At 68.2% G+C, this 13,908-nt stretch carries 13 protein-coding genes and 1 pseudogene; 10 read left to right on the forward strand and 4 right to left on the reverse strand.

Going from position 1 to position 13,908, the window contains the following annotated elements; all coding sequences use genetic code 11:
- Window positions 1–132: 132 nt before the first annotated feature.
- The 3 genes from E1193_RS01010 to E1193_RS01020 all read left to right on the forward strand — a co-directional run bounded on the left by E1193_RS01010 (window position 133) and on the right by E1193_RS01020 (window position 4,669).
- The gene (locus tag E1193_RS01010; protein WP_243707200.1) at window positions 133–1,542 is read left to right on the forward strand and encodes a DUF4041 domain-containing protein; all 1,410 of its coding nucleotides are present in this window, start codon (window positions 133–135) and stop codon (window positions 1,540–1,542) included.
- A gap of 110 nt (window positions 1,543–1,652) precedes the next feature.
- On the forward strand, window positions 1,653–3,479 hold the full coding sequence (locus E1193_RS01015) for an exonuclease domain-containing protein (protein ID WP_132179271.1): 1,827 nt from the start codon (window positions 1,653–1,655) through the stop codon (window positions 3,477–3,479).
- 242 nt (window positions 3,480–3,721) lie between these two features.
- Window positions 3,722–4,669 carry a hypothetical protein gene (locus E1193_RS01020; RefSeq protein ID WP_132179273.1) on the forward strand — a complete coding sequence of 316 codons (948 nt, stop codon included), beginning with the start codon at window positions 3,722–3,724 and terminating at the stop codon, window positions 4,667–4,669.
- A gap of 111 nt (window positions 4,670–4,780) precedes the next feature.
- Here E1193_RS01020 and E1193_RS33615 read toward each other — a convergent pair whose 3' ends face one another.
- On the reverse strand, window positions 4,781–5,794 hold the full coding sequence (locus tag E1193_RS33615) for a site-specific integrase (RefSeq protein ID WP_132179275.1): 1,014 nt from the start codon (window positions 5,792–5,794) through the stop codon (window positions 4,781–4,783).
- Between the two features lie 39 nt (window positions 5,795–5,833).
- Complete coding sequence (locus E1193_RS01030) at window positions 5,834–6,370, reverse strand: hypothetical protein (protein WP_132179277.1); 537 nt, start codon at window positions 6,368–6,370, stop codon at window positions 5,834–5,836.
- Between the two features lie 63 nt (window positions 6,371–6,433).
- Between E1193_RS01030 and E1193_RS01035 the strand changes: the two genes are divergently transcribed.
- The gene (locus E1193_RS01035) at window positions 6,434–7,018 is read left to right on the forward strand and encodes a dihydrofolate reductase family protein (RefSeq protein ID WP_132179279.1); all 585 of its coding nucleotides are present in this window, start codon (window positions 6,434–6,436) and stop codon (window positions 7,016–7,018) included.
- Between the two features lie 207 nt (window positions 7,019–7,225).
- Here E1193_RS01035 and E1193_RS01040 read toward each other — a convergent pair whose 3' ends face one another.
- Complete coding sequence (locus E1193_RS01040) at window positions 7,226–8,233, reverse strand: RNA polymerase subunit sigma-70 (protein ID WP_132179281.1); 1,008 nt, start codon at window positions 8,231–8,233, stop codon at window positions 7,226–7,228.
- A 527-nt stretch (window positions 8,234–8,760) separates the two neighbouring features.
- On the opposite strand from E1193_RS01040, the gene E1193_RS32745 reads away from it, so the two are divergent.
- The 6 genes from E1193_RS32745 (at window position 8,761) to E1193_RS33620 (ending at window position 13,064) form a co-directional block, all read left to right on the forward strand.
- The gene (locus E1193_RS32745) at window positions 8,761–9,159 is read left to right on the forward strand and encodes a hypothetical protein (protein WP_132179283.1); all 399 of its coding nucleotides are present in this window, start codon (window positions 8,761–8,763) and stop codon (window positions 9,157–9,159) included.
- Window positions 9,160–9,169: 10 nt separating this feature from the next.
- A complete protein-coding gene (locus tag E1193_RS01050; protein WP_132179285.1) occupies window positions 9,170–9,622 on the forward strand; it encodes a SitI3 family protein in 453 nt (150 codons plus the stop codon).
- A gap of 357 nt (window positions 9,623–9,979) precedes the next feature.
- Window positions 9,980–11,221 carry a histidine kinase gene (locus tag E1193_RS01060; protein ID WP_132179287.1) on the forward strand — a complete coding sequence of 414 codons (1,242 nt, stop codon included), beginning with the start codon at window positions 9,980–9,982 and terminating at the stop codon, window positions 11,219–11,221.
- 41 nt (window positions 11,222–11,262) lie between these two features.
- Window positions 11,263–11,859 (forward strand): response regulator transcription factor, encoded by a 597-nt coding sequence (locus tag E1193_RS01065; protein ID WP_243707209.1) that lies wholly within the window; start codon window positions 11,263–11,265, stop codon window positions 11,857–11,859.
- Window positions 11,860–11,868: 9 nt separating this feature from the next.
- A complete protein-coding gene (locus tag E1193_RS01070; RefSeq protein ID WP_132179289.1) occupies window positions 11,869–12,567 on the forward strand; it encodes a hypothetical protein in 699 nt (232 codons plus the stop codon).
- Between the two features lie 365 nt (window positions 12,568–12,932).
- Complete coding sequence (locus E1193_RS33620; protein ID WP_279433280.1) at window positions 12,933–13,064, forward strand: hypothetical protein; 132 nt, start codon at window positions 12,933–12,935, stop codon at window positions 13,062–13,064.
- Between the two features lie 77 nt (window positions 13,065–13,141).
- Here E1193_RS33620 and E1193_RS01075 read toward each other — a convergent pair.
- A pseudogene (locus tag E1193_RS01075) lies at window positions 13,142–13,633 on the reverse strand (transposase); the annotation flags it as partial.
- Window positions 13,634–13,908 lie beyond the last annotated feature (275 nt).

Raw genomic sequence — 13,908 nt, forward strand, 5'->3', positions numbered from 1 at the left:
TGATGCCTGGGGGGAACAATGGGTTACCGTTTCAACGCACCACCGAACTGGCCGGCGCCGCCTGCTGGATGGGTGCCGCCTTCGGGCTGGACGCCGGATCCCGCCTGGGGCCCTCCTCCGCCGGGTTGGCAGTTGTGGATTCCGGATTTGCTGGCTCCGGCCCCGGCGGCGCCCGTCACGGCCGCCGCGCAGGCTGCTGGTGATCCCGCAGTCGGCCCACAGCAGCGCAACGGGAGTCCGGACATTCCTCTGTTCGGTGCCCGGGGCAAGGCGCGTGAACTGGCTGTGGAGAATGCCCAGCTCCGCAGCGAGCTGGACCAGGCACGCGTCGAGCTGACGGGCCTGCGGGCGGAGATGTCACGGCTCGGCGTGCTGTCCGCGATGGAGTTGGAGCAGCACCGGGTCCGACTCAGCCGTGAGGTCGCCGACCTGACAGCGAAGGGCGAAGCCCAGAAGGCCGAGCTCGACCGGCACCTGCGCGGACTCCGGCAGCAGATCGTGGTCACCGAGGAGGCCGCACTGCTGCAGGAAGCCGGTGTCTATCAGTACCGGCATCCCCTGTCGGACGCGGTTGCCTACCAGAGCCAGCTCAGCCGGCTTCAGGACCAGATCAAGGCCATGACCAGGAAGGACGGGGGAGCGGTCAAGGCCGCCACCGGATGGACGGTCAACGGCTCGGCCGCCGAGGGCCGGGTCATGCTCCGGGACTTCTCGAAGCTCATGCTCCGCGCCTACAACGCCGAGGCGGACAACCTGGTACGAGGGTTGAGGCCGTACAAGCTTGACTCGGCCGTCGACCGGCTGGGAAAGGTGGCGGCGACCATCGCCAAGCTCGGCAAGACGATGGACATTCGGATCGCCGAGGATTACCACCGGCTGCGGGTCAAGGAGTTGGAACTCACGGCCGACTACCAGGAGAAGCTGGCCGAGGAGAAGGAACGGGATCGGGAGGAGAAGGCCCGGCTGCGCGAAGAGCGACGCGCCCAGCAGGAAATCGAACGCGAACGCGCTCGGCTCGACAAGGAACGCCAGCACTATGCCAACGCCTTGGCCGCCTTGCAGTCCAAGGGCGATGCCGACGGTGCCGCCCAGATGCAGGACCGGTTGGCGCAGATCGACACCGCGATCCAGGACGTCGACCGGCGGGCCGCCAACGTCCGGGCCGGCTACGTGTACGTGATTTCCAACCTCGGCGCGTTCGGTGAGAAGATGGTCAAGGTCGGCATGACCCGTCGCTTGGACCCGCTGGACCGGGTCCGCGAACTCAGTGACGCCTCGGTGCCCTTCAACTTTGACGTCCACGCCCTGTTCTTTTCCGAGGATGCCGTCGGCATTGAGGCGCAGATGCACGCACGGCTGGCCGACCGGCGAGTCAACCTGGTCAACCACCGTCGCGAGTTCTTCTACGCCACGCCGGAGGAGGCCAAGGAACACTTGCTGGCGTTGACCGGCAGCCTGCTGCAGTACGAGGAGGTCCCGGAGGCCCTGGAGTACCGGCAGAGCCTCACCGAGGCGCAGGAGCAACCAGTCGCGACCACGTGACATGCCGAGGCCTTGGGCGGCCGGCGCCCGGGGAGGCGGTCCGCCGGATCACCGGTAGGCCCACCGCCCTGACCATGATCAAGCGGAATTGTCGAGATAGAGAGGTACGCATGTCGTCGGTCGGACTGTTCGCCTACGGGTCAGCGGGCGGAAGGGGCGGTGTCGACCTGGGTGAGGTGCCGTTCGTGGTGGTGGACGTGGAGACGACCGGGCTGTCATCGACGTCCGACCGGATCGTGGAGATCGCCCTGGTCCGCGTCGAAGGAGGTCGGGTGGTCGACGAGTGGGCCACCCTCGTCGACCCAGGCCGCGACCCAGGTCCGACTTTCGTCCACCACATCACCGCAGACATGCTGTCCGGAGCGCCGACGTTCGCGGACGTGGCGGGGGAGATCCTGTCCAGGCTCGACGGCGCTGTGGCGGTGGCGCATAACGCCCGCTTCGAGGAGGGGTTCATCGCGCAGGAGTTCGCTCGAGTCGGCATCAGCACCGCGCCCCTGCCGGCGGTGTGCACTCTGCGGCTGGCCCGACAGGTCCTGGCCGCGCCGAACTTCCAGCTCGTGTCCTGCTGCACGATGTACGGCATCGAGCTGCATGACGCCCACACCGCTCTCGGTGACACCCGGGCAACCGCCCAGCTTCTACCCAGACTCCTGGCCCACGCGCCCGCCCTGCGGTTCCCGTCCGCTCCTGTTCCGCTGCCGCGGTACCCGCGCCATGCCCGGCCACGTACCCGGGTCACCGGCCTGCGCAAGGGCGCGGACGGTTGGATCCAGTCGTTGCTAGGAAAATTGCCCTACTCCACTGGCGACGCCGACCCCGCGTCGGCCGAGGCGTACCTCGCCGCCGTCGGGAGCGTACTCAGCGACGGTAAACTGACCGGCGTCGAAGCCAAGGCGCTGGCACGACTGGCCGGGCAGTCCGGCATGGGCGCCCAGCAGGTACGCGTTTTGCATCATCGCTACCTCGACGGACTGCGGGACGCGGCACTCGCCGACGACATCCTGACCAGCACCGAGTACCGGCAACTCGTCATGGCCGCACGACTTCTCGGTGAACCGGACTACTTCGCGGACCTCACCGCGCCCGAGATAGAGACCACGGACCGCATCCAGGCCGCCAAGCAGAGGGGACAACGCGTCTGGTGCAGCCCGTCCGTGTCCGCTGACGTCCGTGATCGCCTCACCCAAGCTGGCTTCGTTCTGGCGCTGAACCTGACCCGCAACGTCGTTACCGCCGTTGTCGCTGCCGCTGACCAGGACAACACGAAGGTCGCGCGAGCACGCGAACTCGCCATACCTATCCGCTCCGATCTGACCCTCGACGACATACTCGGGGCCGCCGCCACGCCTTCCCTGGCATCCCAGCAGACCGGCAGTACAGCCGCCGCCGTGGGCGCCGAAGGGACCGGGCCCCGTACGGTGCCGACACCGGCTGCTGCGGCGCACGTGCCCACTCAACGCGTACCGCAGGTCATCGCTGGCTGGTACCTGGACCCGTCAGGGCGGTGGACCTACCGATTCTGGGACGGCCAGGGCTGGACCGAGAAGGTCAGCGGCGGAGACGGCCGTACGTGGTCGGACAGCACTAGCCTCCCACTGTGGTGTGCGCCTACGACAGATGGCCTGGTCGACGGCCGCCAGCCGCACACCCTCACGGACCAAATCATGACGATGCAGAAGAACGACGTCCACGCGGCGCTGCTCCTGACCGTCCGATGCATCGACGCGGTGGAGAACGACTCACGAATCAACGGATACGGGGTGGCTCCCTGGTACTACGAGAGGGCCGCCATCATATTCGCCCGACTGGGTGACCCCGCTGCCGAGGTCGCCGTGCTTGAACGATTCGCGCGGCAGAGACATGCTCCCGGGGTCAAGCCGCCTCAGCTCCTCGATCGCCTCCGCAGACTGCGTGAGGCCACTACCGGGGCATAGCAGCGACGAACCGCCAATGATTCGCGTTCACGATATGGAGTTGCGATCAGCCCTGCTCCGACACCGGATGCGCGGCCCCGCTGTCCAGAACCTTGCTTACCTACCTCGCCGCCGCAGGATGAAAGCCACGACCAGCCCGGCGCAAAAACCGCAGGCGCCAGACCGGTGCTCAGGTGCACGATGACCTCGTTCGCCCCTTCATGGTGGCGGATGGTGAGGGGGAAGTGGTGCCCGACCGTGCCATGCGGCTGCTGCTGAGCGCGGCCCGCGCCTGTCAGCAGCAGGCCGACACGTTGCAGCAGACCCTGACCCGCGTGCATGACGCCACCCCAGCGCCGGACGCGTGGTGCAACCGCGACGACCGGGCGCTCAACACGATGGTCCGTGCCCGGGCCCGCCGGCACATCTGGCGCGACTGCGTGCTCACCGCGATGAGCATGGGGGTGCACGTCGCCGACCACGTACGCGCCCTTGGACTGCTGCTGACCCACGTGCGAGAGCAGGGCGCTCCCGTCTACGCGCACGCAGCCTTGACGCGCGGAGCCGTCGAGTCGGCGTCATGGCTGTGGTGGCTGCTCGCTGAAGGCGAGCCGTTCGCCACCCGGCTGGGTCGCGGCGTCGCGTTCCTGGTCGAGGACGCGACCCTCGCGATCAAGGCCGCCCAGCATGTTCCCTCAGCCGCATATATGGCCGCGCCCGGCGACGGCATCAAGCGGCGGCGCCAGGCACTCCTTGACCGGCTGGAGGATGCGCGCATCGAGACGATCGCTGACCGGCCAGGCACACGCCTCAAGGGCGTGCGGGTGGTCCGCGGCGGCGAGGAGACCTCGACGGGCACGAAGGTCAGCACTCTGGTGCCGGAAGCGTTCGGTGACCTGCCCGCCCTCTACGACCTGCTGTCCGGGACCGTGCACGCCCGCGCGTGGGGGCTGTCGGACAGCATGAGCAGGCACGGAGACGAGGCGGCCTGGTCCGCGAATGTTATCGACGTGAGCGCCTCGGCGCTGACGGGGTTGTTGGCTGCGCAGCGCGCCGGAGCGATGTTCGCCACCTACCGGGGCTTCCCGGACGACCCCGGCGTCGCGCACATGCGGGACCAGCACACGAACTTCGACCAGGAGATGGTCCGCTATGGTCGTGCTGCCGGCCTTCTGACCGGTGTGGGTCCGGTGACTGGGTTCCTCGACTGACTTGCGCCTGGGGTCGGTCTCGCCGCGACGTCCGACATTCCAAATGGTGTGCACACCCCGGCCACCGACTCCGTCGTTGATCATTGTGACGGGCTGGCGAGCGATGTCCTCTTACTCGCTTCGGGTTGGTGGCACCGACGATGGGCGTGTACAAGTAACGGCTGATCGACCGCTCATGGCTGACACTCCGGAAACCGGATGGTCGCACATCCGGGTGCTCGGCGGGTGCTCGGTCGCCGTGGACAGGGTCGGCGTCGTATGGATTGTGTGGTACGTGCGTCCGGTGGGATCAGCCGAGACCTGCCGATGCGTGGACTGGTGGGACCCGCAGGCACGCGAGGCATCGGTTCGACGCTGGCTCTTAATCCGCGGGTTCGGGGTTCGAGTCCCTGGCGGCGCACCAGCTTTGAGCTGCGCGTTCTTCCTTGAGGGAAGGGCGCGCAGCTTCGTTTTCGGCCCAAGGGGAACCGAAGGGGGACCGAGCGTCCCGGTTGCCGCCTCTGGCGCCATCTGGACGGCGCGGGGGATAGCCTGGGCAACCCGTTCGGCCTCCGCGCGTGCCAGGCGGGGAGAGACGCTGGTGTAGGTGTCTCGGGTCAGCACGCTGGTTGAGTGCCCCAGTTCCTCCTGCACCACCTTGATGTCGACGCCGGCCTCCAGCGCGTGTGTGGCGGCACCGTGACGAAGGTCATGCAGCCGGATCGGTGGTAGGCCGGCGGCGGCGCGCCCGTTGAATGCCTTGGTCACCTCGGCCGGATGCAGCGCGCTGCCGTCGGGGTGGGTGAAGATCCGCCCCGAATTTGTCCACGCGCTGCCCCACTCCAGTCGCTCCGCGATCTGCCTCTTGCGCCACGTCTCGATCGCCGCGTTCGTGATTGTGTCCAGGGTGACGATGCGGCCTCCCGCGTCGCTCTTGGGTTTGCCCGCCTCGACCTCCCAGCCCAGTTGCACGAGCTGTTCGGAAATGATCAGCGAGTGGGAAGCCGCGTCGAGGTCGATCCACCTCGCGCCGCATGCCTCTCCGCGGCGCAGTCCGCGGTAGGCGATGAGGTGATACAGCGCGTAGAGGCGGTCGTGGTAGACGAAGTCCAGAAAAGCCCCGGTCTGTTCCGCTGTCCACACCATGACGGGAGAAGGGCGTTCAGTCTCGTCGAGCCGGTCGATCTAGACCACGAGACGGGCTGCTGTAGAGGCATCGCGCCGTTCGCGCGCCGCTCGTAGCTCCATCGCTACCGTAGCGCGACGAAATCGGTTCTCGCGCCACGCGGCGACGTTGGCGTCCGTCCACATCCGCGCCTTCGGACGCTTCCCGGATTCCAGCTCCACGAATGCCGCCGGGTTGACCGAGATCAACCGCTCGGCCTTGATGGCCTTGCTCAGTGCACTACGCAGTGTCGCTCGGATGCGCTGCTTGGTCGCCGGCCCTACGATCCGTCGCCCCTTCACCTTTGCGCGTTGATCCGGGTCTCCTGACCTCCGCGCCGCACGGATGAACTCGTTGTCGGCGTCGATCGCGTCAAACATCGCCGAGATGTGAACGCCACGGAGGCGATCAAGCGGCAGATGCCCGAGGTGCGGCCTCAAATAGAGCCGGATGTGTGACTCGTAGGAACGGAGCGTGCCCTTGGCCAGCTTGCGTCCGCTGAACCGGTTGGCTGGCCATGCCTGCGCGGTGACCTTGTGTCTGCCAGCAGCGCGCACCGATGAGGTTTTCGCGCAGCGCCCGTCTGTACGTATGGGATCGACTTACGAGAGGCTGGCATGATGCGGAAACTGACCTTCGGCATGAATGTGACCCTGGACGGCTACATCGCCGCGCCCGGCGACGACCTCGGCTGGAGTGGGGGTGAGGGACCGGACTCGTCGTCGAGCGACGAGCTGTTCCAGTGGTGGTCCGACCGGGTGGGGGCGACGGGCCTGGCGCTGTATGGGCGCAAGCTGTGGGAGGTGATGAGTTCCCACTGGCCGACCGCCGACCAGCAGCCCGGCGCCACCCCGGCGGAGATCGAGTTCGCCCGCCGCTGGCGGGACATGCCGAAGGTTGTGTTCTCCTCGACGACCAGCACGGTCGACTGGAACACCCGCCTGGTCACCGGCGACGCGGTCGCCGAGATCACCCGGCTCAAGGCCGAGGACGGCGGCCCGATGGACATCGTCGGCGCCACACTTGCCGCAGCGGCCATGCGGGCCGGGCTGATCGACGAGTACATGCTGGTCACATACCCGGTCCTGGTGGGTGGCGGCACGCCGTTCTTCACGGCCCTGGACAGCTGGGTGAACCTGAACCTGGTGGAGACGCGGACGTTTCCCGGCGGCGTCGTGCTGACCCGATACGAGACGAGGCGATGAGCACGGGCCAGTTGCTCGGTTCGTGAGGCCGGGTCGAAATCCTTCCTGACGTTCTTCGGGCAGCAAGATGCCCCGCCGGCAACGCCGGCGGGGCGGTGGTGTTCGCGTTGTCGCGTTGGGTTCAGCTGGTCGGGGTGCTCATTCCGCGGTGACTTCGGTGACGCCGGCCCGTGGAGCTGGACTCGCCGACGACGGGGACTTGTCTGATCACAGTGTCGGGGGCAGGTCCAGCCATGGTTTGTCGGTGGCGTCGAATCCGGTGAGCTCGGCGATCTTCCCGTCGACGATGTGCAGGACCGCGATGGCGAATAGCCGGTACTCCGGGTCGTCAGGGGTGCGGAGGTACAGCGCGGCGGCGGGCATGCGGTTGACCGTCGTGGCGATACAGTGCCAGTCGTCGTAGCCGGGCTGGAAGAGCCCACCGGAGACCCAGCCGTCCACCGCGTCCTTGGCCGTGATGACCGAGGTGCCCGCCTCGGGCAGCATCACGAAGCGCAGGTCGTCGCGGAGCAGGGACATCAGCCCGTCGAGGTCGTTGCGCTCATGGGCGTCGATGTACGACTTCACCACGCCGCGCTCGTCGTTCGACAGCTCGTGGGCGGCGGGGCTCCGCCAGTCGAGGCGGCGGTCGGGCAGCTGCTCGCGCATCGTCACGCGCGCCCGTTGCAGCGCGCTGGTCACCGATGCGATGGTCAGATCGAGGGCGTCGGCGGCCTTCGACGCCGGCCAGCCGACGACGTCGCGCAGGATGAACACCGCCCGCTGCCGCGGCGGCAGGTGCTGGACGGCGACGATGAACGCCAGCTCGATCGTCTCCCGCGCCACCACCGATTCCTGCGGGTCCTCGGGGAGCATCCGGTCGGGGTACGGCTGCAGGTACAGCACCTCGCAGCCGGAGTCCGACAGCCCGGACGGTACGGGTGTGCGGTCATTGCGCTTCTCCAGGAAGTCAAGGCAGACGTTCGTCGCGATCCGGTACAGCCAGGTCCGCAGCGCAGCGTGGCCCTTGAACGACTCCCGCTTGTTCCACGCTCGCAGGAACGTCTCCTGCGTCATGTCCTGGGCGTCCTCGTAGTTCGCAAGCATCCGGTAGCAGTGCACCTGCAGCTCACGCCGGTGGCGTTCCGTGATGAGCGCAAACCGCGCCGTATCGCCTGAGCGAACCACCGCGATGAACGAGGCCTCGTCAGCGCCCAGCGGTCTAGCGTCGGTCATGGTCACCAATCCTTCCACCGGTGCGAGAGGGCTGCCAGAACCGACGACGTGGCCGAAGAATTCTGATCGGTGAAGCCGCTGACAGCGGGCCGTTCGTCAGGGCGGATGGGTCGGGTGGGACGCATGCCGGATGAGAGCCACAACAAATTGCAGTGGGCAGCCGCGATAGGAGCGATCCCGCCGGTTACCTCGACCAAGCCTGGCCGGGCTGCGGTCGTACCGCCAGTCAACATGTAGCAGCGATCCCGGCGCGTTCCGCGCCCGTACATCGGGCCAACGCGAGGATGCCCCCAGCCGCTCGGCCGGGGGCATCCTTAAACGTCTACTCGGGCGCGGAACTGGCCTCTACGATCAGTGATCAACCGGTCGCGCTATGCGTTTGCAGTTCTGTGACGTGCCCCCGGGAGGGCACCAACCCGTCCACCGGCACGGGTGTGACGACGCCGTGGACGCGCAAGCCCACCGGAGAGCGCGGCGGCTCGCCTACCGGTCGACGTACCCGGATTCCTCCGAAGGAGGACGAACGCGTGCGGCGCTCGCTGGAACTGGAGAACCAGTGTGCCGATACCGTCGCCGCCGAGGGATACCTACTCCACCAGAACCCGACCAGGCAGGAGGTCGCGGAAGCCCGGCTCGGTACCGGTGATTCCGGTAAGCCGGGCAAGGATCCCGACTACCTGGTCGAGGGACATGTCTTCGACTGCTACTCCCCGACGCCGGCGAAGAGCGTGCGAGGCGTGTGGAGTGGGGTTGCCGACAAGGTCGCCAGTGAGCAGACCCAGCGGGTGGTGGTGAACCTTCACGACTGGCGTGGCGATCTCGCATCGTTGCAGAAGCAGTTCGACGACTGGCCGATTCCGGGGTTGAAGGAACTGGTGGCGGTGACGCGCAGCGGGGCGATAATCCAGATCCTGCGACGAGACTGAAGGGCTATCCATGGCGACTGAGTACCGCTTGACGCTGGCGGGCGACATTCCTCTCGATGTGCTGGCCGGCGTCGTCGCCCCGGGCGGTGTCGAGGAGTCGGCGGTAGATGGCAGGCCCCGGGTTTTGAGTGCGGACCTCAGCGATCGGTGTGGTTACACGGTGAGCATCTACGCCGGCTCCCACGGCTACTTCGAGGCCGAGGATGGTGACGGCTCGGTGTGGGAGTGGGAACCGGAGCGGTACGTCAACATTGGCTTCCGGCTGGGTAAGGGCGAATCCTCCGACCGGGCGACGCGGGAGATGCTGGCGTCTGTGGCCCGGGTGCTGGGCGAGCGGCCGGAGGACGCCGCGCTGATCCTCGACGCCGACTGGCTGCTGCTGACCCGCTTCTCGGGAACGCTGCGCAGGCACGCGCCGAGTTGGTGGGGCGTTCACGGCGGAGACGATCTTGTTGGCCGGTGAGTGGTTCGGAGCCGGTCGTCGGCGATTACGCTGCTGACGTGGGGGGACATCGTCGGGTTCGCGTGCAGGGGGACCTCTATCACCCGGTGGTGCCGCCCGGTGCCGTGTATGTGGGGCTTAGGACCCGGGCTCCGACGCCTGGGAAAAACTGGAACGGGCGCTGGCCGAGCCAGCCGCGGTGCAGGACGTCCGGCTGCCCGGGTTGACGGCGCTACTTGCCGCCTATCCATGAGCCGTCGGCCGGCGGGCGGCGTTCCCCGGTCCCGGACCGCCGCCCGATAGATAGTGCTAGGTCTACCCCAAGAGTTGGACCAGCGCGCTGTCGAAGGTTGTGGGCGGCCGCTTAACTTTGGACGCGTGACAGACACGCTGCTCCGGTGGGTGACCGGGCGACGGTTCCTGGTCTCGGCCTGGCCGTGGCGCGGGTTCGCCTACGCCGCCACGACGGCGGTGGCTGCCGGCCTTCTGTGGCTCCTGCTGGCGGTGCCGCTGACGCCGGTGTTCTCGGCCGCCGTGGTGCTCTACACCGGGCGTACGAGTGGCCATCTGATCGTGGCGGCCGGCCTCGGGCTGGTCGGGGTTGGCCTGCTCGCGCTACTCGGCCCGCGGCTGGCGCTCGCGATGGCCCGGGCCGAACGGTGGCGGCTGCGGCTGGTCGGCGATGCCCCGCTGTCGCCTAGGCGACGCGGCGATCTTTACACCGACCCGGCCACCTGGCGGGCGGTGGCCTACGCGCTGCTGCTCGGCATCGTCGGCCCGATGTGGCTCGGGGTGCTCGGAATCATCGGGCTGATCGTCGTCTCGACGCCGTTCTCGGTGGAGCACCGGATCTCGGTCATGGACTCCCTGGCTGGCATCGTCGGACGGGCCGGTGGCGGGCTGCTTCTGATCCCGGTCCTGTTCTACCTGACCGCGCTGTTCGGCGGGGCGCACGCCGCGCTGGCCCGGATGCTGCTGTACCCGGAGCCGTCCGAGGAACTGGTCGAGGTGGCCCGGTCCCGGACTCGGCTGGTGCACGCGTTCGACGCCGAGCGGCTGCGCATCGAGCGCGACCTGCACGACATCGCCCAGCAGCGCCTGGTCGCCCTGACCATGCAGATCGGGATGGCCCGGCTCGATCTGCCGCCTTCCTCGCCGGCCGCTGCCGCGATGGCCTCCGCGCACGACCAGGCCAAGACGCTGATGGCCGAGCTGCGTGATCTGATTCGCGGCATCAGCCCCCGCACGCTGCGGGAACTGGGCCTGCGGGCCGCGGTCGAGGAGTTGGCCACCGCGAGTTCCCTTGACGTACGTGTCGACGTCGCCTCGTCGCGTCTCCCGGCGGAGGTGGAGTCGGTCGCGTATGCGGCGATCTCCGAGGCCCTTGCCAATGCTGTGAAGCATGCCGTCGCTACCGAGGTTACCGTTACCGTCCGGCGCAGGGCCGACCGGCTGCTGGTCGAGATCCGTGACGGCGGCAACGGTGGTGCCGACCCGGTCCGCGGATCCGGGCTGACCGGGCTCGCCGACCGGGCCGCCGCGGCCGGGGGCCGGCTGCTGTTGTCGAGTCCGGCCGGCGGCCCGACGATCCTGCGGGTGGAGCTGCCGTGCGCGTCGTGATCGCCGAGGACTCGGTGCTGCTCCGGGAGGGGCTGAGCGCGATGCTGCCCCGGTTCGGGGTCGAGATCGTGGCTGCGGTCGGGAATTCACCCGCGTTGCTGGCTGCCGTCTGCCAGCATCGCCCGGAGCTCGTGATCACCGACGTCCGGATGCCGCCGGACTACACCGACGAAGGGCTGCGGGCGGCCGTCGCGCTGCGCACCGAGGATCCCAGGCTCGCGGTGGTCGCCCTCAGCCAGTACGTGCAGCACAGCTACGCCGGGGAACTGCTCGCCTCGGGTTCCGGCCGGTCCATCGGCTACCTGCTCAAAGACCGCATCGGCGACGTGGCCGAGTTCGCCGGGCAGCTCCGCCGGGTGGCCGAGGGCGGCACGGTGGTCGACCCCGAGGTCGTACGGCAGCTGATGCAACACCGCCGCGACCCGCTCAAAAAGCTCTCCGCCCGCGAACGCGAGGTCCTCGCCTTGGTCGCGCAGGGGCACTCGAACGCGGCCGCCGCCCGGCGCCTCTGCCTGACCGAGGCCGGTGTCGCCAAGCACATCGGCAACGTTCTCACCAAGCTGAACCTGCCGGTCAGCGACGACACCAACCGGCGGGTCCTCGCCGTGCTCGCGTACCTGCGCAGCCGATTGGACTAGGAGTCCCCTTTGATCACCACCACCGCCCGGCGGCGTAACGCCGGGCTCCTCACCATGGCCGTTCTCCTGACCGCCGCGTTCTTCCTCGCCCCGCCGCCGCTGCTGGGCCCCGGCCGGCTTGACGACTTCCCGCGCGCCTTTGTCGCCTACTGGGCCTCAGGCGGTCCGAACTTCCCGCCCGACCTCCAGCACCTCGTCGACCACCAGTTCCGCTACTACCTGGCGCGGGTGGTGATCGCACTGCCGCTGCTCACGGTGCTGGTGACACTGGCCGTCCGGCTCCGGCGGTTCCGGTTGCCGATCGGGGCGCTCGCGCTCGCCGCGGCGGTGCTGCTGATCGCCAACGTCCAGGGGGCCGTGTCGCCCTTCGGCACGCTACTGCCGATTCTGGCGTCCGGACCCGCCGACGCCGATCTGGCCGCCGTCCAGGCCCAGCTCCGCGACCAGCTCGAGAACGGCCCGGTGTCGCCCGCCCTGGAGGTGATGCTCGACGAGTATGTGCGGTGGCACGTGGTGAAGGCCGTGCTGGTTGGCCTCCTGGCAGCCGTCCTCATCGGCCTGTCGGGGGTGGCGTGGCGCCGGCATCGGTTGCTCAGCCTGCTCACGGCGGTGCCCGCCGCGGCCGCGCTGGTGGTCTTGGCAGCCAACGTGAACACCGTGGCGAACCCCATCCCGCCGTTCCTGCTCCTCCTCCAGGTCAGTTGGTGAGGTTCAAGGCCTGGCTGGTCCGGCCAAGCCGGATCGCGTGGTCCACCAGTTCCGCCCTCCGCTCACGCACAGGCCCCACGGCCACGGACTGTTCGTCACGACATGGTCTAACGCCTGCTCGTACACCCTGTCCTAGCCCACTTCTCCTCATCCTCGGAGGACGGGCCGCAGTAGCACGGAGAGGGAGACAGCCCGTTCGAGCCGGGCCCGGGGTGGGCTTGCCGGCTCCATATGAACGCGATGCATAAGCGGTGGACAGATTTGTGCCGCGTTTGAGAGGGCGGTCTGTGACGTTATAACCGCTTTGCAGTTGGCTGATCCCTGCAGGCCCGTACCTGACATGGCTTGGTCGCCTTAGGACCGTCGTGAGTAACCGTGCCGCGTATCCGAGTGACCTGACCGATGAGCAGTGGGCGGTGGTGGGGCCGTTCTTGCACGGCCAGTTCGGTCTCGGCTGCGGTGAGCTGGTCGGTGAGGGCGGTGATCTGCTCGCGTAGCTGTTCGACCGCGATGGTGGTGGCGGCTTCCCGTTCGGCGAGCAGTTCCAGAATTGACGGTCTACTCGCGGTGCGTGTCATGCGTCGCGCCAGGACTTGGTGGTGATGCCAATCAACCGGCGGACCAGGTTCGCCGTCGAGGCCCACCAAATGCGTGATACTGCGGAGGCGGGCCGGCTGTCGTACTCGCGGACCAGGCGACGGTGCAGCATCAGGGTGTCGTTGGTTTGCTCCACCACCCGCCGGCGGGCGATCGGCACGAACCCGGTCGTGGTGTCGGAGCGCTTGACCTGCTCGACGTCGATCCCGTGCACGGCGCCGTGGATCTGCACGTCGTCTTTGGACCCGGCGTCCACCCACGCCTTGGTCGCCGTCGGGGTGTGCGCCTTCACCTTGTCCAGCAGGTTCACGCCGATCACGTTGTCGGTGACCGACGCGGCGGTGACCACCACGGCGATGATCAACCCGAGGGCGTCCACGGCCAGGCCCCGTTTACGACCGGGAACCTTCTTCGCCGCGTCCTTGCCGGTCGTCGCGGCCGGTACGTGATTGGCCGCCCGAATCGATTCGCCATCACCCGCGAGACGCTGCTCAACCTCAACGCCCACACCAACCCGCCGCCGGCACCCGCCGACGCGACCATCGCCAGCCCCCTACCAGCAGATCCTCGCCGTGTTCCACACCGCCACCAACAATGCGAGCCAAGGACATCTGCCACGCCCTTGGCACCGGCACCATCGCCCGCGACACCGAAGGTCTACGGGCCAAACTCAAACGCCTCGTCGGCCGCCAGATCCTGGCCGAAACCGAACCCGGACTATTCGTCCTCGCCCCCGCCGACGTC

This window comes from Micromonospora sp. KC606 (assembly GCF_004348675.1).
Lineage (GTDB): Bacteria > Actinomycetota > Actinomycetes > Mycobacteriales > Micromonosporaceae > Micromonospora.

What these genes read in the sequence shown, in the direction of transcription:
- E1193_RS33615 (WP_132179275.1), bottom strand. Translation starts at nt 5,794, where the DNA reads ATGGTGTGGACAGCGGAACAGACCGGGGCTTTTCTGGACTTCGTCTAC.
- E1193_RS01040 (WP_132179281.1), bottom strand. Translation starts at nt 8,233, where the DNA reads ATGACCGACGCTAGACCGCTGGGCGCTGACGAGGCCTCGTTCATCGCG.
- E1193_RS01035 (WP_132179279.1), top strand. Translation starts at nt 6,434, where the DNA reads ATGCGGAAACTGACCTTCGGCATGAATGTGACCCTGGACGGCTACATC.
- E1193_RS01065 (WP_243707209.1), top strand. Translation starts at nt 11,263, where the DNA reads ATGCTGCCCCGGTTCGGGGTCGAGATCGTGGCTGCGGTCGGGAATTCA.
- E1193_RS01015 (WP_132179271.1), top strand. Translation starts at nt 1,653, where the DNA reads ATGTCGTCGGTCGGACTGTTCGCCTACGGGTCAGCGGGCGGAAGGGGC.
- E1193_RS01020 (WP_132179273.1), top strand. Translation starts at nt 3,722, where the DNA reads ATGCGGCTGCTGCTGAGCGCGGCCCGCGCCTGTCAGCAGCAGGCCGAC.
- E1193_RS01050 (WP_132179285.1), top strand. Translation starts at nt 9,170, where the DNA reads ATGGCGACTGAGTACCGCTTGACGCTGGCGGGCGACATTCCTCTCGAT.